This is a genomic window from Paenibacillus sp. BGI2013, from assembly GCF_002843485.1.
Lineage (GTDB): Bacteria > Bacillota > Bacilli > Paenibacillales > Paenibacillaceae > Paenibacillus > Paenibacillus amylolyticus.
On the sequence record NZ_PJFA01000004.1, the window covers coordinates 371,496 to 395,361 of the forward strand.

19 protein-coding genes are annotated in these 23,866 nt (G+C 46.0%); 14 read left to right on the plus strand and 5 right to left on the minus strand.

What is annotated here, in order from left to right; all coding sequences use genetic code 11:
• Positions 1-98 precede the first annotated feature (98 nt).
• Positions 99-569, minus strand: coding sequence for a ferritin family protein (locus tag CXK86_RS12625; protein WP_076253150.1), 471 nt, complete (start codon positions 567-569; stop codon positions 99-101).
• Between the two features lie 106 nt (positions 570-675).
• The gene (locus CXK86_RS12630) at positions 676-1,116 is read right to left on the minus strand and encodes a CBO0543 family protein (RefSeq protein ID WP_076253151.1); all 441 of its coding nucleotides are present in this window, start codon (positions 1,114-1,116) and stop codon (positions 676-678) included.
• Positions 1,117-1,303: 187 nt separating this feature from the next.
• Between CXK86_RS12630 and CXK86_RS32670 the strand changes: the two genes are divergently transcribed.
• Positions 1,304-1,426: a hypothetical protein gene (locus CXK86_RS32670; RefSeq protein ID WP_256720127.1), complete on the plus strand. Its 123-nt coding sequence runs from the start codon at positions 1,304-1,306 to the stop codon at positions 1,424-1,426.
• 26 nt (positions 1,427-1,452) lie between these two features.
• On the opposite strand, the gene CXK86_RS12635 is transcribed toward CXK86_RS32670, so the two are convergent.
• A complete protein-coding gene (locus CXK86_RS12635; protein WP_076253152.1) occupies positions 1,453-2,817 on the minus strand; it encodes an alkaline phosphatase in 1,365 nt (454 codons plus the stop codon).
• A 352-nt stretch (positions 2,818-3,169) separates the two neighbouring features.
• Here CXK86_RS12635 and CXK86_RS12640 point away from each other — a divergent pair, with 352 nt between their 5' ends.
• The 5 genes from CXK86_RS12640 (at position 3,170) to CXK86_RS12660 (ending at position 10,268) form a co-directional block, all read left to right on the plus strand.
• Positions 3,170-4,984, plus strand: coding sequence for a glycoside hydrolase family 43 protein (locus CXK86_RS12640; protein WP_076253153.1), 1,815 nt, complete (start codon positions 3,170-3,172; stop codon positions 4,982-4,984).
• A gap of 231 nt (positions 4,985-5,215) precedes the next feature.
• Entirely contained in the window at positions 5,216-5,530 is a 315-nt protein-coding gene (locus CXK86_RS12645) for an ArsR/SmtB family transcription factor (protein WP_036615511.1), read from the plus strand.
• Positions 5,527-7,983 carry an FAD-dependent oxidoreductase gene (locus CXK86_RS12650; protein WP_076253154.1) on the plus strand — a complete coding sequence of 819 codons (2,457 nt, stop codon included), beginning with the start codon at positions 5,527-5,529 and terminating at the stop codon, positions 7,981-7,983. The genes CXK86_RS12645 and CXK86_RS12650 overlap by 4 nt, the downstream gene beginning before the upstream one ends.
• 254 nt (positions 7,984-8,237) lie before the next feature.
• Positions 8,238-9,056, plus strand: coding sequence for a MerR family transcriptional regulator (locus CXK86_RS12655; RefSeq protein WP_076253155.1), 819 nt, complete (start codon positions 8,238-8,240; stop codon positions 9,054-9,056).
• 39 nt (positions 9,057-9,095) lie between these two features.
• Positions 9,096-10,268 carry an MFS transporter gene (locus CXK86_RS12660; RefSeq protein WP_076253156.1) on the plus strand — a complete coding sequence of 391 codons (1,173 nt, stop codon included), beginning with the start codon at positions 9,096-9,098 and terminating at the stop codon, positions 10,266-10,268.
• Between the two features lie 316 nt (positions 10,269-10,584).
• On the opposite strand, the gene CXK86_RS12665 is transcribed toward CXK86_RS12660, so the two are convergent.
• A complete protein-coding gene (locus tag CXK86_RS12665; protein ID WP_076253157.1) occupies positions 10,585-11,394 on the minus strand; it encodes a helix-turn-helix transcriptional regulator in 810 nt (269 codons plus the stop codon).
• Between the two features lie 135 nt (positions 11,395-11,529).
• Between CXK86_RS12665 and CXK86_RS12670 the strand changes: the two genes are divergently transcribed.
• The gene (locus tag CXK86_RS12670; RefSeq protein ID WP_076253158.1) at positions 11,530-12,951 is read left to right on the plus strand and encodes a family 43 glycosylhydrolase; all 1,422 of its coding nucleotides are present in this window, start codon (positions 11,530-11,532) and stop codon (positions 12,949-12,951) included.
• Between the two features lie 122 nt (positions 12,952-13,073).
• Here CXK86_RS12670 and CXK86_RS12675 read toward each other — a convergent pair whose 3' ends face one another.
• Entirely contained in the window at positions 13,074-13,988 is a 915-nt protein-coding gene (locus tag CXK86_RS12675; protein ID WP_076253159.1) for a helix-turn-helix domain-containing protein, read from the minus strand.
• 216 nt (positions 13,989-14,204) lie between these two features.
• Here CXK86_RS12675 and CXK86_RS12680 point away from each other — a divergent pair, with 216 nt between their 5' ends.
• The 7 genes from CXK86_RS12680 (at position 14,205) to CXK86_RS12710 (ending at position 23,767) form a co-directional block, all read left to right on the plus strand.
• A complete protein-coding gene (locus tag CXK86_RS12680) occupies positions 14,205-15,080 on the plus strand; it encodes a fumarylacetoacetate hydrolase family protein (protein ID WP_076253160.1) in 876 nt (291 codons plus the stop codon).
• A 21-nt stretch (positions 15,081-15,101) separates the two neighbouring features.
• Entirely contained in the window at positions 15,102-16,568 is a 1,467-nt protein-coding gene (gene gucD / locus CXK86_RS12685; protein WP_036671416.1) for an alpha-ketoglutaric semialdehyde dehydrogenase GucD, read from the plus strand.
• Between the two features lie 16 nt (positions 16,569-16,584).
• Entirely contained in the window at positions 16,585-18,561 is a 1,977-nt protein-coding gene (locus tag CXK86_RS12690; RefSeq protein WP_076253161.1) for a YjhG/YagF family D-xylonate dehydratase, read from the plus strand.
• Positions 18,562-18,623: 62 nt separating this feature from the next.
• Positions 18,624-20,240 carry a glycoside hydrolase family 43 protein gene (locus CXK86_RS12695; RefSeq protein ID WP_083684768.1) on the plus strand — a complete coding sequence of 539 codons (1,617 nt, stop codon included), beginning with the start codon at positions 18,624-18,626 and terminating at the stop codon, positions 20,238-20,240.
• A 272-nt stretch (positions 20,241-20,512) separates the two neighbouring features.
• The gene (locus CXK86_RS12700) at positions 20,513-21,736 is read left to right on the plus strand and encodes a sensor histidine kinase (RefSeq protein WP_076253162.1); all 1,224 of its coding nucleotides are present in this window, start codon (positions 20,513-20,515) and stop codon (positions 21,734-21,736) included.
• Positions 21,733-22,380, plus strand: a complete 648-nt coding sequence (locus tag CXK86_RS12705) for a response regulator (protein ID WP_076253163.1) — start codon at positions 21,733-21,735, stop codon at positions 22,378-22,380. Before CXK86_RS12700 ends, CXK86_RS12705 begins: the two co-directional genes overlap by 4 nt.
• A 115-nt stretch (positions 22,381-22,495) precedes the next feature.
• Entirely contained in the window at positions 22,496-23,767 is a 1,272-nt protein-coding gene (locus tag CXK86_RS12710; protein ID WP_257467834.1) for an alpha/beta hydrolase, read from the plus strand.
• The last annotated feature ends 99 nt before the right edge of the window (positions 23,768-23,866 follow it).

The following is a 23,866-nucleotide window of genomic DNA, read 5'->3' on the forward strand; positions in this document are numbered from 1 at the left end:
AGGAAAAAAACCAGTGAGCTTTACTCATTCACTGGTTTTTTGCTGATTTCAATTGTTCATCACTAAAAGAATACGCGCGTTATTTATCCCATACATGACTATCTCGGCAAATTGTAGGTAATCAGATTGTTATATTTATCCGCATGTTTCTGTTCGTCCAGGATGATTCCCCACACCGTGTCTTTATATATGCCATAAGGGAGACCAAACCATATTTTTCTATACTTTTCCACGGCGGCCAATTCACCCTGAAACGCCTTTTGCAGTCCGGCAAGATAAGAGGTGACCGTCTCAACCGGCTCACTGCTTACGCCCGTAATCTCCTGACCTGTCAGATCCTTGTACATGTGGCGGAACATTTGATTATGTCCGCGTTCATCATTGCGGATGCTCGTGATGATGGCAGCCTGATTGGCATCAGGTGACATCTGAATCAGTGAATCATAGAATATCTCATCATTTCTTTCTCCTTGAACAGCCGTTTTGATTAATTCAAGTGCTTCGGCTGATGATGTTGCCCATACCGGAGTAAAAGTGTACCTGTAACCATACGGATATGCCACATACATTACGAATCCCTCCAAGACAAATATGAGTTAAGATATGCACGTATGCCCATCAGCGTTAACCCATATCATCTGCCCTGCCTTATTAGTGGAAAGCTTCAGTAAAACTTCACTTGGTATACCTCAATATTTTACTGTAACCATAAGCAAGAACAAATGGCAGGAGGTATGACAAAAAGGTCCAAAGAATGTTCCATCCATTAAAATAAATGACATGCCCCATTATTTTGGCAACCCATTCGATTAATGTCAGCGACAATGATGCAACAAGAATCGCCAACCATGGCTTGGCGCCTTTTTCTGAAATCATATACATCATCAGGCAACCAGCGATCGGATAGACTCCAAGATCCATTGGAAGAGCAGCCAAGGATTGATTATGAGTATTCGGCAGAATATTCCAGAAGTAATTAAACCCGATATTGTTGATGGATGCTGAAATAGCCACACCAAGTGGATAATATAGAATAAGGATTGTAAAGTTCCGACGCAGAATCCATACACCCAATATAATGGGAATGACCATACCCAACAGAATGTTTCCTAACATGCCATTTTCCTCCAAAGCTTTGTTACTTCTGTAGTTTCACTATAAGCCGCATCAGCATTTATCGGATTTTTCTCACTTCAATACAAGTGGTGTTGTATAAGGTAACCAACTCCATGGGATATAATGCATATTAGCAAATTCGGAATAGGCGTACGCCTTACTCGAAGTGAATGGACAAGTTTCGGTCATGAAAAAAGAAAAGTATAGAACGGCTACGGTTAAGGATGTTCATAAAAAGGTAGAGTGGCATATCAATAAGGATTTTATGAAAAAAATCCCTTCTCTTCGGATGAAAGAAGAGAAGGGATGATCCTAAACTATTGAATTATTGTCGAATTATTGGTGCTTGCTGAGAATATCAAATATGATCTTGGCATTATCTGTGTTGTCGATCAAACCGGCGAAGCGATGACTTGCCGGACCGTAGGCATAGACCGGAACATCTTCACCTGTATGTCCACCTGTTGTCCAGCCGGTAAATGAACGGTTATCAATAATCGCTTCAATAGCATTATCAATCTTTGTTACATCCGCAGTTTGGGCTGCTTCTTTCACCGATTGAATCTCTTCAGGTTTCAACTCCAGTTTCAGATAACTTTTCAGTGTTTCTTCAACCGAAGCACCTTTTGCAATTTGTGCTGCCATGAAGTCAGGTGTACGCAGTGCAGCTTTGATCGGGTCTACGAAGAAGTTGTACTCTCCGTCTTTTCCAAGCGTAAGTCCACCTGTGGAGTGGTCGGCAGTAGCTACGACAAGTGTTTCACCGTCTTTTTTGGCAAAATCAATAGCTGCCTGAAATGCTGCTGCGAAATCATCCATTTCACTCATCGCACCAACGATATCATTATCATGTCCTGCCCAGTCGATCTGGCTGCCTTCGACCATTAGAAAGAATCCTTTGTCGTTCGAACTGAGGCGATCAATCGCTGTATTGGTCATCTCAGCCAATGATGGAGTTGCAGCAGTACGATCAATCAACTTGTCCAGACCTCCGTCCGCAAACAGTCCAAGAACTTGTTGATTCTTATCAGCGAGGAGAGAGGAACGATCCGTCACATAGCTGAATCCGGCCTTCTGGAACTCCTTCGTCAGGTCACGACCCTCGCGTACAAAATTGGATTTCCCTCCACCCAGAAGTACATCCACCTTATGCTTGCCATTAATCAACTCATCATAATAATCGTCCGCAATAGCATCCATATTTTTTCGACTGATATCATGGGCACCAAATGCAGCTGGTGTGGCATGAGTGATCTCCGACGTAGCCACGAGTCCGGTGGCTTTCCCGTTTTCTTTTGCCTGCTCAAGTACGGTTTTGACCTCCTTCTGCTCAGGGTCAACCGCAATGGCCGCATTGTAGGTTTTCACACCCGCCGACATGGCCGTTGCTGCGGAAGCGGAATCCGTTACATTTTGTTTATCATCATCCGGATAGGTCATTTGTGCTCCAACCAGATAAGGGTCGAATACGGTTTTATCCATGCCCTTTGTCGAAGGATCATCTTTCATATAACGGTAGGCAGAAGTATAAGAGCTCCCCATGCCATCCCCAATGAGGAAGATGATGTTCTTGATTTGTTTTTTCTCCACACTTACAGCTTGAACGGCACTTGCTTGTCCTGCAGACAAGAGAGTAGAAGCCGATACAGCCAGAGTCAGCGCTACCGCTGGTAATACTCTTTTGGATAATTTCACAATGATTCCTCCTCGTAATATCTCAACAACAAAAATGAATGCATGAATCTATATTCATTTGTTCATCATTAAGAAGATTAGCATTTATATGTAAATGAACACCAAGAACTTTGTTTACCAGAGGTAAAATAAACAAAATAAAGGGGATGTGATAATTCTTTGCAGGAGGAGCAAGTCAAACATTCCAATCAGGGCAATATATTTCCGGCGAAAAATTCACATGATCTGCAACATACGAGATTATAAAAATATACTCATTCTACTGTTTTTGAAGTATGATACAACATAAGTAGAACGCTTTCATTTTTATATTACTGTTAATATAAAATCAATTTCATTTTCAGGAGGCTCTTTACCATTGACCAAAACAACTCCAAAATATGATGGGTATCTCTTTGTACATTTTATTGGCGAACAACCAGACGGAGAGCAGGTTTATTTCTCCTATAGCGAGGATGGCCTTCACTGGAAGGATCTTAATGGCGGCTCACCTGTGCTGTTTTCAGACCTTGGAGAAAAGGGGGTACGGGACCCGTTTCTGGTTCGTTCAGTCAAGGATAATAAATTTTATCTGATTGCTACGGATCTCCGCATCGCAAGCGGCAAAGGATGGACTCATGCCGTTAATGCCGGGAGCCTTGACGTAATCGTATGGGAATCCAGCAATCTCGTAAACTGGTCATCCCCATGGAACGTTACACTAGGTGTTGAGGGCGCTGGATGTGTCTGGGCACCAGAAGCTGTGTATGATGAAATGGCAGATGAGTTTCTTGTATTCTGGGCTTCTGCGACGCAGGAACCACAGGAGCAAGAACGAAAACAAAAAATATACAGCGCTCGTACAAAAGACTTTCGTACGTTTTCTGCATCAGAAAAATACATTGAGCGGGATAATCATATTATTGATACAACGATTCTTCCTGCGGATGGCTCTTATTATCGATACTCCAAGGATGAAACAACCAAAAACATACGGGTAGAAAAAGGAGACTCTCTCGACAAAGGGGCATTTGTTACACTTCAAGCTCCGGTACTGGAGGCTATGGCAGGTGTGGAGGGACCTCAAATCTTTAAATTCAATGACCGGGAGGAATGGTGCCTGATTGTTGATCGATTTGCTGAAGGCAAGGGTTATCTTCCTCTGCTGACTACAGATCTGGGAAGTGGAGAATTCCGAATCGTCCCTGATGGTGAATTCGATATGGGAACGACTCAAAAGCGGCATGGAAGTGTCCTGCCAATCACAGCTGAGGAGTGCAGCCGGCTTCTCGCGGCTTTTGGGGATGGTCATCAGGTGCTTCCCGGACAATATGCCGATCCTGATGTCGCACAGTTTGGGGATCGTTACTATATGTATCCGACAACAGATGGTTTCGAGGGGTGGTCGGGGACACAGTTCAAAGTGTTTTCTTCTTCTGACTTGAAGCATTGGCAAGATGAAGGTGTTATCCTTGATCTGGGAACAGAGGATGTCGCCTGGGCAACCGGTAATGCCTGGGCACCGGCAATAGCCAACCGTAACGAAAAGTTCTATTTTTATTTCTGCGGCAAAATGCTGAACGGCGAGAGTGCCATCGGCGTTGCTGTAGCAGATACACCGATTGGTCCATTCCTGGCCGAGTCACAGCCTTTAATCACAATGGAGCAGTTGAAACGTCTGGGCATTACTATGGGCCAAGCTATTGATCCCTCCATCTATGTCGAAGATGATGGAAGACCGTATCTGCTATTTGGCAATGGACATGGTGCCATTGTGGAGCTTGGTGAAGACATGATAAGTGTCGTTGAGGACACAATGAGCAATCTGGCGGGCTTGCATGATTTTCGTGAGGCGGTTACCGTGCTGAAGCAGGGTGGACTATACCACTTTACGTGGTCCTGTGATGATACAGGCAGCGAAGACTATCATGTGAATTACGGTACGGCAGAGCAGTTATACGGTCCAATTACCTATCGATACCCAATCCTGAGCAAAAATGTCGAGAAGGGCATGCTGGGCACAGGGCATCACTGTATATTTAATGATTCCGAAACAGTTCAATACCGGATTGCCTATCACCGTTTTGTCACGCCACTATCCAGATTCTCCTCTGGAAAGGGTTATCACCGCGAAATATGTATGGACCCGCTTCTTTTTGGTAAGGACGGACTGATTCAGCCTGTTATACTCTAAAATAAGCAATTCAATTGAATCGCTATTTAATGAAGGCTTGATACAGCATGAATGCCTGTCAAATGTCGCTTTTAGCGGTTTTGGCAGGCATTTTTATCATCCACCTGGAACAAGCAAAGCCGTAGGGTTGAGCGAGTATGCGACTTATTGAACGCATTCAATCCAGAATACATTTGACAGGCGAATCAATAAATCGTATTATTACGATATAACGATTTAGGAGGAATACTTTTGAACACTCCCGCTTTTGACAGTAATAACATTAAACAGTTCGATGAACCAGCTAATCTGCTGAAAGCTTTGTCTCACCCCATTCGTTTATGCATTGTGCGGGGACTGATGATGAAAAAAAAATGTAATGTTTCTTATATGCAGGAATGTCTGGATCTTCCCCAATCAACAGTCTCACAACACCTCCAGAAACTTCGCAGTGCAGGTATTGTTGCTACGGAGCGGAATGGTCTTGAAGTGAACTATGTGCTTGCCGATCAACGGGTTGAACAGATTATCAAAACTTTATTTGAAAAGGATGATTGTGAATCATGAGCAAAAGAGTACTCATTGTTGGCGGTGTAGCTGGAGGTGCATCTGCAGCTGCACGCCTTCGCCGTCTGGATGAACATGCCGAGATTATTATCTTTGAGAAGGGACCCTATATCTCATTTGCCAATTGTGGTTTACCTTATTATATAGGTGGCACAATCGATGATCGAGAGCGTCTGCTGGTGCAAACGCCAAAAGGGATGGCAGATCGCTTTCGTATCGATGTCCGTACAAGAAGTGAGGTCGTAGCTATTGATTCGCAGAAGCGAGTGGTTAAGATACAATCCCAGGAGCGCGGTGCATATGAAGAAAGTTATGACGAGTTGATATTGTCACCAGGTGCAAAACCGATCATTCCCGATCTGCCGGGTAAGGACAATCCGCTAATTTATACCGTACGAAGTATTCCAGATATTGATCGGATCAAAGACCAAGTAAGTTCGTCTAACAACAAGTCTTCGATTGTCATAGGCGGTGGATTTATAGGTGTGGAAATGGCTGAGAATTTAAAGGAAGCTGGTCTGGATGTAACGCTGATTGAGGGGAACGCACAAGTACTCACACCCTATGATACCGAGTTAGCAGCCGCATTAGCACAGGAAATGGAGAATCATGGTGTAAACCTGCTGTTTTCCAAACGTGTTCAGGGATTTCATTCCCTGGAGCAGGGCATAGGGGTTGAACTTGCCGATGGTCATGTGTTGACAGCTGACATGGTTATTCTTGCGATAGGCGTAACGCCGGACACCTATTTTTTGAAAGATAGCGGCGTTTCGCTGGGTGCACGTGGACATATTATCGTAAATGAAGCCTTGGAAAGTAGTGTGCCACATATCTATGCTGTTGGAGATGCCATCGAAGTAACGGAAACCATTCATGGTACGAAGGCAACGATACCACTTGCCGGACCTGCCAACAAACAAGGCCGTATTGTTGCCGACCGTATCGCAGGGCTTCCTTCTACCTATAAAGGGACACAAGGTACGTCCATTATCAAAGTATTTGGAATGACCGCAGCTACGACAGGCAGTAATGAAAAAACACTACAGCGCCTGGGCGTGGACTATCAAACCGTTATCGTACACCCTGCTTCTCATGCATCGTATTATCCGGGTTCAAGCGCAATTACTCTTAAACTGCTGTTTACTCCTGAAGGCATAATTTTAGGCGCACAAGCAGTCGGTTATGATGGAGTGGATAAACGAATTGATGATATTGCTGTAGCCATTCATTTTGGAGGACATGTCCGGGATTTAACAGAGCTTGAACTGTGTTACGCGCCTCCTTATTCGTCTGCCAAAGATCCCGTGAATATGGCTGGATATGCAGCAGAGAATATGATTACCGGACGTGTTCAGACGTACACCTATAATCAACTGGCTGATCGTCAGCCGGGGCGGTCGATACTTCTGGATGTACGCAGTGAAATTGAGCATCAAAATGGTCATATTCCGGACTCAATCTCTATTCCAGTTGATGAGCTTCGTCAACGTTTAGATGAATTAGACCCATCCAAAGAAATTTGGCTATACTGTCAAGTCGGCTTACGTGGTTACACTGCTTCGCAAATTTTGCGTCAGCATGGTTTTAGTGTAAAAAACTTGAGTGGTGGTTATAAAACATACCGTCAAGCCCAGTTTAAGCCTGCTACATTTACTGCTGCAAAAAAAGACCGTCCTGAACCTGTGGAAAAGGAGTCTATTCCCACTGACTCAACACAGCCGCAACGTATTGATCATGAGTTGAACGTGTGCGGATTAAGTTGTCCTGGTCCGCTAATTCAGGTTAAGCAGAAAATGGATCAACTCTCGAACGGGGAAACACTTCGCGTGAAAGCTTCCGATCCAGGATTCTATGAAGATGTCAAAGCATGGGCGACAATGTCGGGTTCCACAATCTTGCAGTTGGAAAGACTGAAAGGCGGTACGATTGAGTCTGTCATTGCTAAAAATACAGCACAACCCGTATCCGATGCCCCAATCAGCGATCCTGCCAGCACGATGGTTGTTTTTAGTGGTGATCTGGACAAAGCGATCGCTTCACTCATTATTGCAAATGGGGCAGCAGCCAGTGGACGGAAAGTAACCCTATTTTTCACTTTTTGGGGATTGAGTATTATTCGCAAGCAGCAGTCGCAGAAGTTATCCAAAAATATGATCGGCCGTATGTTTGATATGATGTTACCTCGCGGGAGCCAGAAGCTTGGCATGTCTAAAATGAATATGCTTGGAGCAGGCCCGAAAATGATCCGTGGTTTGATGAAAAAACATCATGTGCCGTCGTTGGAGGAATTGATTGAGAGCGCAATTGCACAAGGAGTAGAGATCGTTGCCTGCCAAATGTCCATGGATTTAATGGGAATTCAGCGTGAAGAATTAATAGACCAAGTCAAAATTGGTGGCGTAGGTTACTATCTTGGACAAGCATCACAAGCCAATCATAATCTGTTTATTTAAAAAAATTAGTAATGCTGAGCAGGATAATTGAATGCGTACCGAGAGAATGCCACGATGAGTGGCATTTTTTTGTTCAAAAAAAATGAACGTTTCATTCAGAAACGGTTCTTTGACTTACATTTAACAGCAACATAGAGTGATGACAAGGACGGTGGTTGATTTAGCTAGGCAAATGAGAAGCATATACACCCTTGACTTTCCCCTGTACGGGAAACTATATACTCGCATTATGTTAAAAGATTGGAGATGATATGTTGTTCAAAATCAGTGCGTTTTCCAGGCTAAGTAGGGTCTCATTAAAAACACTGCGTTATTATGACCAGATTGGCATACTTAAGCCGAGAAAGGTAGATCACGATACAGGTTACCGTTACTATTCCGCAGATCAGCTTCTCGAGCTTAACCGAATCTTCATTTATAAAGAATTGGGGTTCACGTTGCCACAAATCACACAGCTGTTACAGGAGCATATTACATTGGAGAATATTCAAGGCATGTTTAAGCTAAAAAGAAGCGAAATTCAGCAGATTATCGATACGGAACAAGCCAAACTCGTCCGGATTGAGGAACGCATGCAGCTTATAGAGGAAGAGGGGCACGTCGAAACTGGACAAGAAATTCTAATCAAAGAGGAGGGTGCTCGGCAGTTTCTTTTTCAGACAGGGTGTGGGAGGGAAGAGGAGATCCCGAGTTTATTTCGTCAGTTTGATCAGTCATTAACAAAAGAAATGCGCCAACTGATTGACGGTCCTCAGGTTGTTTTGTGGAAAGAAATCGCAGGACAAGAGGAAGAGTTCGAGTTTGAAATAGGTTACTTCTTAACCTGTGATCTGCGCTCACCTCCCGACCCATTTCAACTGCGGACTCTTCCTGCCGAGCCCATGATGGCCACCATAGCTTATCGTTCCAATGCCACCTTTGCCTGTAAAGCCTGTGTTCATCTAGCTACATGGATTGAGAAGAATAACTATCAGATCAAGGAGAACGGAGCTGGTAGGGAATTATATTTACCCTTATCTCAAGAACAAGATGTACAGTTTATAGAAATACAAATTCCAATATTAAATAGATAACTGAAGAATAGATAACTGAAGAAGACGGAGTGGATTAAAGTGAAAAATAAATGGATTATATATATCTTGGCATTGGCTGTTTTTCTGATCGGAACCCTTGAATACATTATTACAGGAGTCATAGAAATGATCGCCTCAGACTTGAGCGTATCTACTTCCGAAGTGGGTTTACTGGTGACTGTATTCGCTCTGGCAGCGGCCATTATCGCTCCGATTCTCATTGCAATTACAATAAATATGGATCGCAAGAAGTTACTGTTGTCCGCCCTCAGTGTGTTTATTGCCAGCAACGGACTTATGCTTGTTGACCTTTCTTACGAAACTTTACTATGGGTGCGAATTATTCAAGGGGCTAGCGGAGGAGTGGCTACCGTAGTAGCAATGGCCGTATCGACACGACTGGTTGAAAAAGAAAAAAGGGGCAATGCCATCGGCATCATTTTGATGGGGCTAAGCAGTTCGCTAGTGCTCGGTGTCCCATTGGGCACATTTTTTAGTGAAATGTTTGGATGGAGAGTTCTATTTATATTCATTGGATTGTTAAGTGTTCTTCCATTACTTATTATCTACAAAAAGGTTCCGGCAATCAAAGAGGAAGAAAAGATCACCCTCAGAATGCAGCTCTCCATTTTGAAAAATCCACTCATTCTGACTGCCTTGCTTATTACATTATTGTATATCGGCGGCTATTCGACACTGTTCACGTATATTACGCCTTTCTTGCAAGCTACATCCACTCTTTCTATGACCGAGATAAGCGGTGTTCTGTTTCTCGCGGGAATTTGCAGCTTTGTCGGATCAAAAGTGGGCGGACAATTGGCAGATGCAAAGGGATCAAAGTTTACAATTTGTCTAGGCCTTCTGTTACAAGGCGTAACTCTTCTTTTGTTTGCTCTAGCTGGAGTTAATCTTATCATGTTAATCTTGGTTTTAATGATTTTTATGTTAGCAACGTGGAGCATATCTCCGGCCCAGCAACTATATCTGGTTACACTGGCACCTCGTAATCCCGACATTGCCCTTAGCGTAAATACGTCATTTATCCAATTTGGTTTTGCACTGGGATCTGGATTAGGTGGGATTGTGATCAGTCGTACATCTGTCCTGTACTTAAATTGGTTGGGGTTTGGAGCTGTAAGCATTGCTTTACTTCTTGCCATCTTACTATTTAAGAAATCGAGAAGCAGGACTGGAACGCCAGATCCAGTGTAATTTCAGTGATGGGTAATTCTTGCTTATGAGTAAAATAAAAAGAGGATCTCTTCAGCATTCACTGCTCAAGAGATCTTTTTGGTGTATAACAAGGTTATAACGAGAATCACGTGTGATTTGCGTATCACAATATGATAATTGATCAATCATGCTTGAGAATATGTCATTGCATCATACAGTCTAAAACCTTAACTTAAAATGACAGCAGAGAACGCTAACAACCTCGATGACGTTTATACCGATTGGATGGCTAAGGTATGTGTAAACGCGTATTGGACAGAGTGGGAATTTTTCCATAGATCTAAGTACATCCCCCTTAAAAGTGAGATTTATATCCCAAATCTGTTAAGTCAGCCGGGACACCTTCACGTCGTTTATGAAACTGTTTAGGCGAGGAACCGGTCATTTGTTTGAACTGCCTGCAAAAATGCTCGACATTACGGTAACCGCATCGATCGGCAATCTCTGCAACCGTATACAAATGATGTCTGAGATATTCTTTGGCCAAACGTATTCTGCTATGAATAACATCCTCCATACACGAGAGGCCAAACGATTTCTTGTACATCAACTGCAGGTACCCCGGGCTGACGTTTATGATCTTCGCCATTTCTGATATTGTCCAAGGATGGCTGGGACGGTTATGAATTGCCGTTCGAAGCTTCAACAGAGGATAGTGCTGAGGACTAATATCCTCTTGGACACAAGACTCAAGCAATTTATTGAACAAGGTTCGCAGCAGACAATTGATGGATGATTCCCGGTAATCGTTCTGAAAAGAATGCTCTGCAACAAGCAATTGGAACAGCTTATGACAGTATTCCGGATCATCCAGTGGGAAAGGTGTGCCTGGCGGAAGGGAGGTATCGGTTACAAACGGTTCATCACTTTCAAAACGAATCCAATCATTTATATAGCGCTCTGAACAAGCCCGATAATATATTTTTTGATACGGTTTGAAAAGTACAGCACAATGAGCCGGGTATTCCTTAAGTTGTCCATCAACCCAAAACTGGGCAGGGGTCTGTGTAATGACTAATAACCAGGCATCATGCCCTTCAGGGATATCAAAAACAAAATGATTCTGATGTACCGCGTCACATTCAACGTAAAAAATAGATGTCATGGTTCTTCCCCTTTATATTTAAGTTGTAGAAAAGAATAACCCATACACTACTTAAGCTATTTTCTATTATACGAGAGTTATCTTTATTTCATAGAACGAATGTACTATTACAATTATATGAGGAGTGTAGCTGGAATGAACAAGCAGGGGTTCAACCCATATCTTCCATCCTGGGAGTACGTACCTGATAGTGAGCCTTATGTATTCAATGAAAGAGTGTATGTGTATGGTTCACATGACCGTTTTAACGGACATGCCTTCTGTCTGAACGATTATGTATGCTGGTCTGCACCCGTGAATGACCTGGGGAATTGGAGAAATGAAGGGGCGATCTACCGAAAAACAGATGACCCGTTGAATCCGAATGGCCATATGTGCTTGTATGCACCAGATGTTACGCTGGGTCCTGATGGGCGGTATTATCTGTATTATGTGCTGGATAAGGTACCCGTTGTTTCGGTGGCTGTATGTGATGCACCTGCCGGTAAATATGAATTCTACGGTTATGTACAATATGGCGACGGCACTCGTCTGGGTGAAAGAGAAGGGGACGAGCCCCAGTTCGATCCCGGCGTGATGACTGAAGGACAGCACACTTATCTGTATACCGGCTTCTGTGCGGCCGGAGACCAATCAAGACATGGCGCGATGGCCACGATGCTAGGTCCGGATATGCTGACGATTGTGGAAGAACCCATATTCGTAGCACCGAGCGAGCCTTACAGTGAGGGCAGCGGTTATGAGGGCCATGAATTTTTTGAGGCGCCTTCCATTCGGAAGAGAGGTGATACCTACTATCTGGTGTATTCTTCTATCGTTATGCATGAATTATGTTATGCCACCAGTCGATTTCCAAATAAAGGATTTACATATCAGGGCGTCATCGTAAGCAACTGTGATCTCCATATCGACTCCTACAAACCTACTGACAAACCCATGTATTATGGAGGCAATAACCATGGCAGCATTGTGGAGATCAACGGAGACTGGTATGTCTTCTATCACCGTCATACCAATGGGGACGCATTCAACCGGCAGGGCTGTATTGAGAAGATATCTTTTGCAGAGGACGGCAGCATTCCTCAGGTGGAAATGACCTCCTCTGGTCCAAGTGGGAGACCGCTTGAAGGAAAAGGCGAGTACCCCGCATATCTTGCATGTAATCTTTTGACCAAAGATGATCAGAAGTACACTGGAGGTTTTGGAGCAGGAGCCTGGCTGGACAGCCGCTTTCCAAAGATCACCCAGGATGGTAGAGACGGTGATGAAGAAGTCGGATATATCGCCAATATGGTTGAATCCGCAACGGCAGGTTTTAAATACTTTGATTGCCGAGGAATTCGCCAGGTCTCGATCAAGGTACGGGGATATTGTCACGGGGTATTTGAGGTCAAAACCGCATGGGACGGTCCTGTCCTGGGTACAATCCCGGTACATTTCACCAATCATTGGAAACCCTATTCAGTCGAGATGACCATTCCGGATGGTATACAAGCTTTGTATTTTACGTACAGAGGTTCTGGAAGTGCAAGCCTTGCATCATTTATTTTAGCGTAATCCTCAAACACATGATCTAAGCAATCCAGACAAAACAAAGCAGCTGCTGGTCATCCAGTAGCTGTTTTGTTGACCGATCAGCCTATGCGGCTCAGATAGTTGGTTTTTTTATGATTAAACTTTTAGTCATCCGCATCGTTGGCTTCTCCGGCCTGTTGCGAATGGCTGCGATATTCGCTTGGCGCGATGCCTGTCCACCGCTTGAACTGGCGGCTGAAATGCGCATTGGTCTTATAACCCAGCATCATCGCAATATGGTCTATGTTCAAGTCGGTTTGCTTTAACAGCCGCTGCGCTTCGTTCAGAAGGGTTTCGGATAGAAACTTGCGTGGAGCGATGCCGTATACCTCCCGAAAAATACGATTAACCTGTGACGGGCTTATGCTCAGCGATTTGGCAATGTCCTGAATCCAGGTTCGATCGCTCTCCTGAATTTCCCCGTGAAGATGGATATACCTTACCGAATCCTCAATGTGCTCAGCAATCTGATGGGCAATGGTTTCTTTTCTCGACAACGTAACGGATGCTTGCTGAGATAACTGACCGACCAGGGAACCGAGCAGTTCAAACACGGCGGCGTGTACCTTCATTTGTTTGGAGGAAGATAGCGAGCTAGACAAATGCTCTGTAGCCAAACTATACAAGGTAGACAGGGAAGGGGAGAGCCCCAGAGCCAAATTCGAATTTGCCGGATAATAGATGTCTTTGCAACGGTTAAGTTCTCTGCAAAAGGATGTATCGTGTATGCTGAAATGCACAGAAAAATAAGTGAACCCCTCTGGTCCGGCTCCGGTGCAAGAGTGGGTCATACCAGGCCGGATGAACAGAAGGTCGCCAACCGACTGCCGATAAGACTGCCCGTTGACAACCATGTTCATCTGCCCGTCCATCATCCAGTGCACTTCATACATTGAATGTTCATGAGACGGATAAGTCCAGCTGGAATCTACTTTTCTTGCATGCAGCCCCAATAATTGAAAAGACATGCGAACATCGGGCAGACGCCCTAAATACACAGCATCCAAAAGCTTGGTCACAGCAAACCAACCCCCTTGTACTATTCTATATACCAACATCCTGTCATCGGATTGTCCTCGTAAATTATCTTTAGTTTAATGGATCTAACCTCATCTTAACAGAAAAAAATGCGTGAAAAGGGTAAATCGTCGGAGTGATTAGAACATCGTCATGAACCATAGCGGGTGCTATGGTAGTATTATCAACCCGATGGGGAAAAATGGAGGCAAGCTTGAATGAGAATTATTCGATTTCTGGACGGACAACAGAAGTGGCTGGCAGCCGTTACGGATGATGAACAAGCGTATCGTTTGCCACAAGCAGATTTTATGACTTTGATCTATCAAGCAAGAAAGCAGGGGATTTCTCCAGTTCAACTTGTTGAAAGCGCTTTTAAACCGTTAAACAAGTTAACTGACGATTGGACTTCCTTACATCTACTCACTCCATTGGAAGCTCCGGAAGTATGGGCCGCGGGTGTGACTTATCAGCGCAGCCGGGAAGCGCGAAATTATGAAGCAACGGAAGGCAAGCTGGATGCAAAGACCTTTTACGATAAAGTTTACGATGCCGAAAGACCGGAGATCTTTTTTAAATCTACAGCAGCCCGCACCATCGGGCCCAATGAGGCTGTCACACTTCGCAGCGATTCCAATTGGCAGATCCCGGAGCCTGAGCTGGGGTTGGTGCTTGCCGCGGATGGCAGCATTGTGGGATACATCGTTGGTAATGACATGAGCTGCCGCGATATTGAAGGGGAGAATCCGCTGTATCTACCGCAAGCAAAAATGTGGCGCAATTCCTGCTCGATAGGGCCAGCCATTCGTCTAGCGGAAACGGTGCAAAATCCATATGCGTTCAACATCGTCTGCGAAATATATCGCGAAGGTGAAATAGTTGTCAAAAGCGAGGCAAGCACAAGTGAGTTAAACCGAAAACTCGATGAGCTGGTCTCTTTTCTGGCCAGAGATAACGATCTCTTTGACGGTACGGTGTTATTAACAGGCACAAGCATCGTGCCACCCAATGATTTTACACTTGCACCCGGGGACCGCATTGAAATATCCATTAGCGATATCGGGACACTTATTAATCCAGTCATTTCAAACTAATGTACAAGGAGGATGAATGCAATGACCACATTTCAGGTAGAGCAGACATACAGCAATTACATTAACGGAGAATGGGTGAAGGCGACATCCGGTGAAACCGAACCGAGCATCAACCCGGCGAATCGGAAGGAGGTAGTTGGCTACGTACCCACCTCAGGCGTAGAGGATCTGAACCGGGCTGTTGCAGCCGCGAAGGAAGCAGCAAAAGATTGGCGGAGGTTATCGGGCGCGGAACGCGGAAACTATCTATTTCAAGCAGCCAATGTGCTGGAACGCCGGGCCGATGAAGTTGCAGAGGCGATGACCAGGGAAATGGGCAAAACACTCCCAGAAGCTAAAGGAGAGACACTGCGCGGTGTAGCAATCTTAAGGTATTACGCCGGAGAAGGCATGCGAAAAACCGGGGATGTCATTCCATCAACGGACAGCGAAGCACTGATGTTTACGACTCGCGTACCCCTTGGCGTTGTTGGGGTTATTGCTCCTTGGAATTTCCCGGTAGCCATTCCGATTTGGAAAACGGCTCCGGCCTTGATTTACGGCAATACGGTTGTGTTGAAGCCTGCTCAGGAAACTGCGGTCACTGCGGCTAAAGTAATGGAGTGTTTTGAAGAGGCGGGCATTCCGGCAGGCGTTCTTAATCTGGTATGCGGCAGAGGCTCAGTGATCGGATCTGCACTTGCTGAGCATCCGGATGTGGGCGGAATAACGTTCACAGGTTCCAATGAAGTGGGCAAACGGGTCGGCGGCGCAGCACTGGCACGTGGGGCCAAGTATCAACTTGAAATGGGTGGGAAAAACCCGATTATTATCGCGGCTGACGCTGACCTGGATTTGGCTGTGGAAGCCACGATCAGCGGTGGGTTGAAATCGACCGGGCAAAAATGTACGGCCACCAGCAAGGTCATTATTGAACGAAAAGTATACGATGCCTTCAAAGAAAAGCTGCTCTCGCAAATCCAGGAAATTCGGCTGGGTGACGGCATGTCTTCTGGAAGCTGGATGGGTCCATGTGCAAGCGAAGGACAGCTCAATACCGTGCTGAGTTATATTCAAAAAGGCCAAGATGAAGGTGCCGTTCTGCTCACTGGTGGAAAAAGAGGGGACGGTCCGGGATTAGAAGAGGGATTCTATGTGCAGCCGACCGTATTTGAAGGGGTCGAATCCCATATGTCCATCGCCCGGGAAGAAATTTTTGGCCCGGTTCTGGCCTTGATTGCGGTAGATTCCCTGGAGGAAGCCATCGAAGCGGCTAATGATAGCGATTATGGCTTGAGTGCTTCCATCTATACACAGAACGTCGGAGCCATGTTGTCTTTCATCCGGGACATGGATGCAGGACTGGTCAGAATTAATGCAGAAACAGCCGGCGTAGAGCTGCAGGCTCCGTTTGGCGGAATGAAGATGTCAAGTTCACACTCCAGAGAACAGGGGCAAGCGGCTATCGAGTTTTTCACGGCCATCAAAACGGTCTTTGTGAAGTCATAAACTGTGGGAGGCTATCATGTACGAACAGATTACGTCGATTATGGGAGAGACCGCGTCCAACTGCTTCGATATCATAGCACATGCTCCAGGGGCTGCCGGACGTCTGCCTTTAACGGATGATTTGCTGCGGAATGCTCCAAGCGGCGACTTGTTTGGCATGTCCCAGAATGTTGGAATGGGCTGGAAGCCCGGGGAATTGAACGGAAAACAATATCTGATCTTAAGTACGCAAGGTGGCATACGCAATGAAGATGGCAGCCCGGCAGCACTCGGTTACCATACGGGTCACTGGGAGGTCGGCCTGCTGATGAAGGCTGCCGCAGAAGAACTGTCAAGCCGGGGAGGAATCCCGTTTGCTGGATATGTCAGCGATCCGTGTGACGGCAGATCTCAGGGGACAACCGGCATGTTTGACTCGCTTCCGTACCGGAACGATGCCGCTATGGTATTTCGCAGACTGATTCGCTCGCTGCCAACACGTAAAGGCGTGCTTGGTGTCGCCACTTGTGACAAAGGCCTTCCAGCGATGATGCTCGCGCTTGCCGGCATGCCGCAATTGCCTGGCGTAATCGTTCCCGGTGGCGTCACACTTCCGCCTACCGATGGAGAGGACGCCGGTAAAATTCAGACCATCGGTGCACGGTACGTCAACGGGGAACTTTCTCTGGAAATGGCGTCGGATTTAGGATGCCGAGCTTGTGCTACACCGGGAGGAGGCTGTCAGTTTCTAGGTACCGCGGCTACAGCCCAGGTTGTAGCCGAGGCAATGGGTATGACAGTGCCACATGCCGCGCTTGCACCTTCCGGGCAGCCGATCTGGTTTGAAATGGCGCGCCAATCGTCACGTGCACTCATCCATATGGAGTCTCAGGGGATGAGGATGGCAGACATCGTCACGGATGCATCCATTCGCAATGCGATGACCGTCCATGCTGCGTTTGGAGGATCGACCAATCTGCTTCTTCACATACCGGCGATTGCCCATGCAGCGGGTTTAACCGTACCCACGGTACAGGACTGGATACAGGTCAACAAAAATGTTCCGCGGCTGGTTAGTGCCCTGCCAAACGGACCGATCTTTTATCCGACCATACGTGTCTTTCAGGCAGGAGGTGTACCGGAGGTCATGCTACACCTCAGACAGCTTGGTCTGTTGGATGAGTCTGTACCAACGGTTACAGGTACTTCATTGGGTCAGGTACTGGACTGGTGGGAATCGTCGGAACGCCGTCATCTCATGCGGAAGCAGTTAAAAGAGCAGGACGGCATCGATCCGGACAGTGTCATCATGAGTGTAGAACACGCTCAGCGGCTTGGAATCTCATCGACTGTAACATTTCCAACCGGGAATATCGCTCCAGAAGGTTCTGTCATCAAATCCACCTCTATTGATCCTGCTGTGCTGGATGAGCATGGCGTATACCGTCATCGTGGCAGAGCAAAGGTGTTTACCACCGAACGTGAGGCGATCCATGCGATTAAGACCGGAGGTATTCTGGCTGGCGACGTTGTTGTGCTTCTCGGGCGAGGTCCATCGGGAACCGGGATGGAGGAGACGTACCAGCTTACATCTGCGCTTAAACATTTGCCTTTTGGCAAATACGTGTCACTGATTACGGATGCCCGGTTCTCCGGTGTTTCCACCGGAGCGTGTATTGGTCATGTTGGCCCCGAAGCGCTGGCAGGCGGACCGATTGGCAAGCTGCGGAACGGAGACCTGATTGACATCGAGGTTGATCGTAACACACTGGAGGGTAGCATTAACTTTGTCGGAGAAGGAGAGCTGGCGTTTTCGCCGGAAGAAGGTGCTCTCATCCTGGCACAAAGGCCCTTCCATCCGGATATGAGACCTGATGAAGCTTTGCCGGATGATACAAAGCTCTGGGCTGCATTGCAATCGGTCAGCGGTGGGACTTGGAGAGGGAATGTATATGATGTCGAGCGGATCATAACCGCCCTGGAAGCCGGCAAAAAAGCGCTAGGCTGGTACTGATATCCACCTTTCTTATATCTGTTGTTGTACAGATCATCACTTTCATACCGGAGGTTTCTTCCATGAATAAGATCCAGAAAATGATCACCAATCCCATCCTTCCCGGTTTCCATCCCGATCCGTCCATCTGCCGAGCAGGGGAGGATTATTATATCGCTACTTCCACCTTTGAATGGTTCCCTGGTGTACGGATTCACCATTCTCGGGATCTGGTTCATTGGCGACCCATCGCTTCTCCGCTGACTCGTGTAACGCAGTTGAACATGGAGGGCAACATTAATTCCGGAGGCGTATGGGCACCCTGTCTTAGTTACGACAACGGTGTGTTTTACCTGATCTACACCGATGTTAAAAGCCGGGTAGGCGCTTTTAAAGATACCCACAATTACCTTGTGACAGCAACGGATATCGAGGGCCCTTGGTCCGATCCGGTGTATCTGAACAGCAGCGGTTTTGATCCTTCCCTGTTTCATGATGAAGACGGGCGTAAGTGGCTGGTCAATATGATATGGGATCATCGTAAGGGCAAAAATCGGTTTGCAGGCATCGTTCTTCAGGAATATTCCGTCCAGGAACATAAGCTGATCGGACCGGCCGTTAACATATTTAAGGGAACAGAATTAGGCCTGACCGAAGCACCCCACCTGTATAAACACAACGACTATTATTATCTCATTACGGCTGAAGGTGGAACCGGTTATGAGCATGCGGTTACCTCAGCACGTTCCCGTACGTTACAAGGTCCTTATGAGGTCGATCCTGCCAATCCGATCCTCACTTCATACGGCAGACCGGATTTAGCTCTGCAAAAGGCAGGCCACGGTAGTCTGGTCGAAACGCATACCGGCGAATGGTACATGGCTCATCTGGTCGGACGACCCGTTCAGCACAAATATTGCATTCTTGGACGTGAGACCGCACTTCAGCCATGTACGTGGAGTGAGGACGGCTGGCTGAGACTTGCGAGCGGTGACCGATATCCGGAGGTTCAGGTGCCTGCACCGATGAACCAGTCCCATCCGTTTGAGCCGATTGTTGAAATGGATCATTTCGATCACTTTGAGCTTCGGCATGATTGGAATACACTTCGCATTCCACCCGATTCGACTTGGCTCAGCTTGACGGAACGCCCCGGTTACTTACGCTTGCACGGCATGGAGTCGATGAGTTCAACGCACAGGCAAAGCATGATCGCACGGAGACTTCAGGCCTTGGAGTGTGAAGCCGAGACGTGTCTGGAATTTGCGCCGGACCATCCACAGCAAATGGCAGGATTGATTTTGTACTACGATACCCAGGACTATCTCTACTTACGTGTAACTTATCATGAAGAGAAAGAGCACTGCCTGGGGATTATTCAGTCCAAATACGGGGTATACGACGAACTGCTGGAGGATATTCCGCTAGATTCGGTGAGCACGCTCCGTTTAAAGGCTGTGGTGGATCAAGATCGCGCCCGCTTTTATTATTCGTTAAATAGTGATTCATCCTGGAATACAGCAGGCGAGTGGGTTGATATCACACATCTGTCCGATGAATCTCCGGAGTATATCCGGTTTACGGGAACCTATATCGGTCTTTGTGTGCAGGATCTAGGTGGAACCCGAAAACATGCCGATTTTGATTACTTTAAATATAAAGAAACAAAGCATGCAGCTGGTGTATTGGAAAACATGTGACGGTCTTTTTGGAAGGAGCAGAGGACCATGAAATGAAATTGGGTAGTATAGCAGCAGAATAGAGGAATACATGCTCACAGAAGAAATGGATGATGGGATAGTGCGGGGCGGTAAGGCTGCGTGGAATTGTGACGATTCTGCTGGGGCTGGACTTCGAGACACTTCGTACATTAACATAGATGGAGTGAGTCAATGATCGGTACAGTAATGTACCGTTTTTTTTGTGTTTAGAGAGATTGTTTTGAGATAGTACTTGATAGAGGTGATCAAGCATGAGTGATTATTCGAAAGACAAACCGTATACAAGCTCCCGATCTGATATTCAAAATGTTCTGCGTGATTCTCGTCTGCCTGCTTTGATCTGGGGTATTCTGATTTATTTTTCTGCATTGTACTCCCAGCTACCGATGTTGCCCACATGGTTTGAATTTATGATGTTTACAGCTCTCATTCTGGTTCACGTTCTGCTGCATTGGTATGCAGGATACGTTGTCGATCGAAGACCCTGGATTTATTTTGTGACACAAGGATGTATTGTCTGGGGGTGTGCGTTATTCATGCCTAATGCTCATTCTCTCATTTTTGTAAGTCTATTGACGGCTTTGGCCGGTCAGAGTATTGGCGTATACGCTCAACGGATGAAGGTGCTTCTGGTATGTACCTTTTACTGTACCTTGTTTTCTGTCTCCCTGGTTTGGCTCGGGACTACCGAGGATTTGCCATCTACAGTACCATCGCTCTTCTTCATCATGTTTTTCGTAATCGGCTATGCTGCTTTGTTCTATAAACAAGTTCGTGCCAAATTGCGGACCCAGTCGTTTTTACGTGAGTTGGAACGAGCGCACAGGAAAGTTGAGGAGCTAACGATTGCCAATGAACGTCAAAGGATGGCCCGTGATTTACATGATACCTTGGCACAAGGGCTGGCAGGTCTCATCATGCAGCTTGATGCCGTAGATGCGCATTTAGAAAATGATAATAACCACCGTGCCCACGAGATTGTTCAGTTGTCAAAAGCCCAAGCCAAGCGCACGCTTTCAGAAGCGAGAAGCGCAATTGACGACTTGCGTTCGTATTCTGCAGAGGTCATAAATATTTCTAAAGCGGTGAAGGAAGAGGCTGAACATTTCTCACAAATGACAGGGATTCGTATTGTCACTCGGTTATCGATGCCCCATCTGGTGGTGCCGAAGTTGATCTTCGAACATAGCTTACATATCATCCGAGAATGCTTGGCCAATACAGCTAAATATGCTAATGCTACGAATGTAGAAGTCGTGGTTGCTGCGCGGGAAAACGAAATCGAGCTAAGCATAACGGATGACGGAATAGGGTTCGATACCAACCTCATCGAGAAACAATGCGGTAGTTATGGTCTAATTGGCTTATATGAACGAACCCGAATTATGGGCGGGGAGATCGAAATTGAAAGCGGAAAGCAAGGAACCCAAGTTTCTGTTCGCATCCCATTACAACAGGAGGAAACCAACGTATGACAATCAAGATTCTTATCGTGGACGACCATTTCGTCGTTCGGGAGGGACTTAAGCTGATCCTGGAAACCAATCAAAGGTACGAGGTAGTTGCAGAAGCATCTAACGGTATGGAAGCGATTCGATGGGTAGATACTTACAAGCCGGACATTATTCTATTGGATCTAAACATGCCTGAAATGGGTGGCCTTGATACCATGACAGCGCTCAGAGCTAAAGGAATGGATATACCGATCATTATTTTGACTACATATAACGAGGATGAAATGATGATCCGCGGGCTGGCTTTAGGTGCTAAAGGGTATTTGCTAAAGGACACGGGAAGAGAGATGATATTTCGTTCGATTGATGCAGCGATGCGGGGAGAAACGTTGCTACTTCCGGAGATCAGCGAGAAAGTATTTGCTCACAAGACATCAGAAAAGGCGAAAGAATCATCCTCGACGAGGATATCTCTCACAGACAAAGAGCTAATCGTGCTTCAAGCAATTGCCCGTGGCTCTCGAAGTAAAGAAATCGGCTTTGATATGGGCATATCCGAACGGACTGTAAAGACTCATTTAACGAGTATCTACAATAAATTGGGTGTGGATTCGAGACCGCAGGCCGTCGCCGTCGCGGTGGAGCGTGGAATATTGCATTTATAATCTAACATTTCATAGATTTGCCCGATCGTACACTGGGGACTTGCCCTTTTGTACGATTTTTTATTTTTCTCCTCCGTTTATGATAGTTGCATGAATACAAATTGGAGGAAAAATGATGAAAAAAAGACTGACAACGATTCTGGCAACTGTTATCTCACTGACCATGCTATCCGCCTGCAGTAGCACTAGTAGCGGGACTTCCACACAGGAGGAAATTCCGAAACCTGAAAATAGCGTTGCTTCCGCACAGAATGAGTTTCCGAAACCGATGGGAAGTTATACGGTCGGGCGTACACAGATGGACTTCAAGTACACAGCATCAGACCATTCAGAAAGAGAACTGACGGCATTATTTTTCTATCCGTCCGACAGTAATGAGGGCAAGCCGACGGCAGAATATGCATTTCCGGAGTTTCATTCACTGAGGGATAAGCTTTTGGTTAGATTAGGGGGCACAGCGGGTGGTGAGCAGCTTTTTGATTCCAATTTCAAGACGTGGTCTTACGACGATCTGGCCTTGTCTGAAAAGGAAAAACAATATCCGGTTTTATTCTTTGTTCATGGCGCAGGCGCTTACCCACAGCAAGGCACTTTGTTCGCTCAAGACCTGGCAAGTGCTGGCTATATTGTGGTATCCATTGGCCATGCCGAAAGTGGTGTGTACAAACTTAAAGATGGACGAACGGTTGGGTTGTCAGAGAAATTTATGGACGAAGTAACGAAATACGGAATGGAAGCGGCCACCCTAACACCACCTGAAATTGTGACTGAGAAGCTTGAGGAAGAAGAAGCTATTGAAATTGCTCGCAAATTAACTTCGGCGCCTGAAGCAGTCAAGTTTGCAAAATATGCCGTTTTACAGAGCGAGGATATTCGATATGTTGCAGATAACTTGTACAAAATGAATACAGGTGACATGGAATCCATATTTAAAGGCAGATTACAGCTTGATCTCGGTATGGGTGTGTTCGGACATTCTTTTGGAGGAACGACAGCGGCAATTGTTAGCCGTGACGATGACCGATTTGTCGGCGCTGTAAACCTTGACGGTAATATGTTAGGTGCCTTGGATAGCGATTTTAAGAAACCTTTCATGCAGCTTAGCACCGTGCTAGCCTATAACACGAATGCATTTCTCCTTGAATCCAACAGTAAGGACACCTACTTTGCCATTATTGATAATGTAGTCCATGGTGACTTCTCCGATTCCTTGTTTACAACTACGGATAAAAAATCCAGAGGAACCCGAGACGCGATGGAACAGCGCAACATCATCACTTCTTATACAAAGGCGTTCTTTGATAAATATATGTTGAAAAAGGATACGGATATTGACAGCCTTACCTTTGACGGCGTAGAGATGATTAAGAAACCTCAAAAGCCTTAGTATTGATTTGCCTGGAGTTTTCAGAAGGGGTAACGAGAGAAGAGGGCGGACGGATTTAACCGCACGAGATTTAACTCCGAACTCTTGAAACCAAAATGG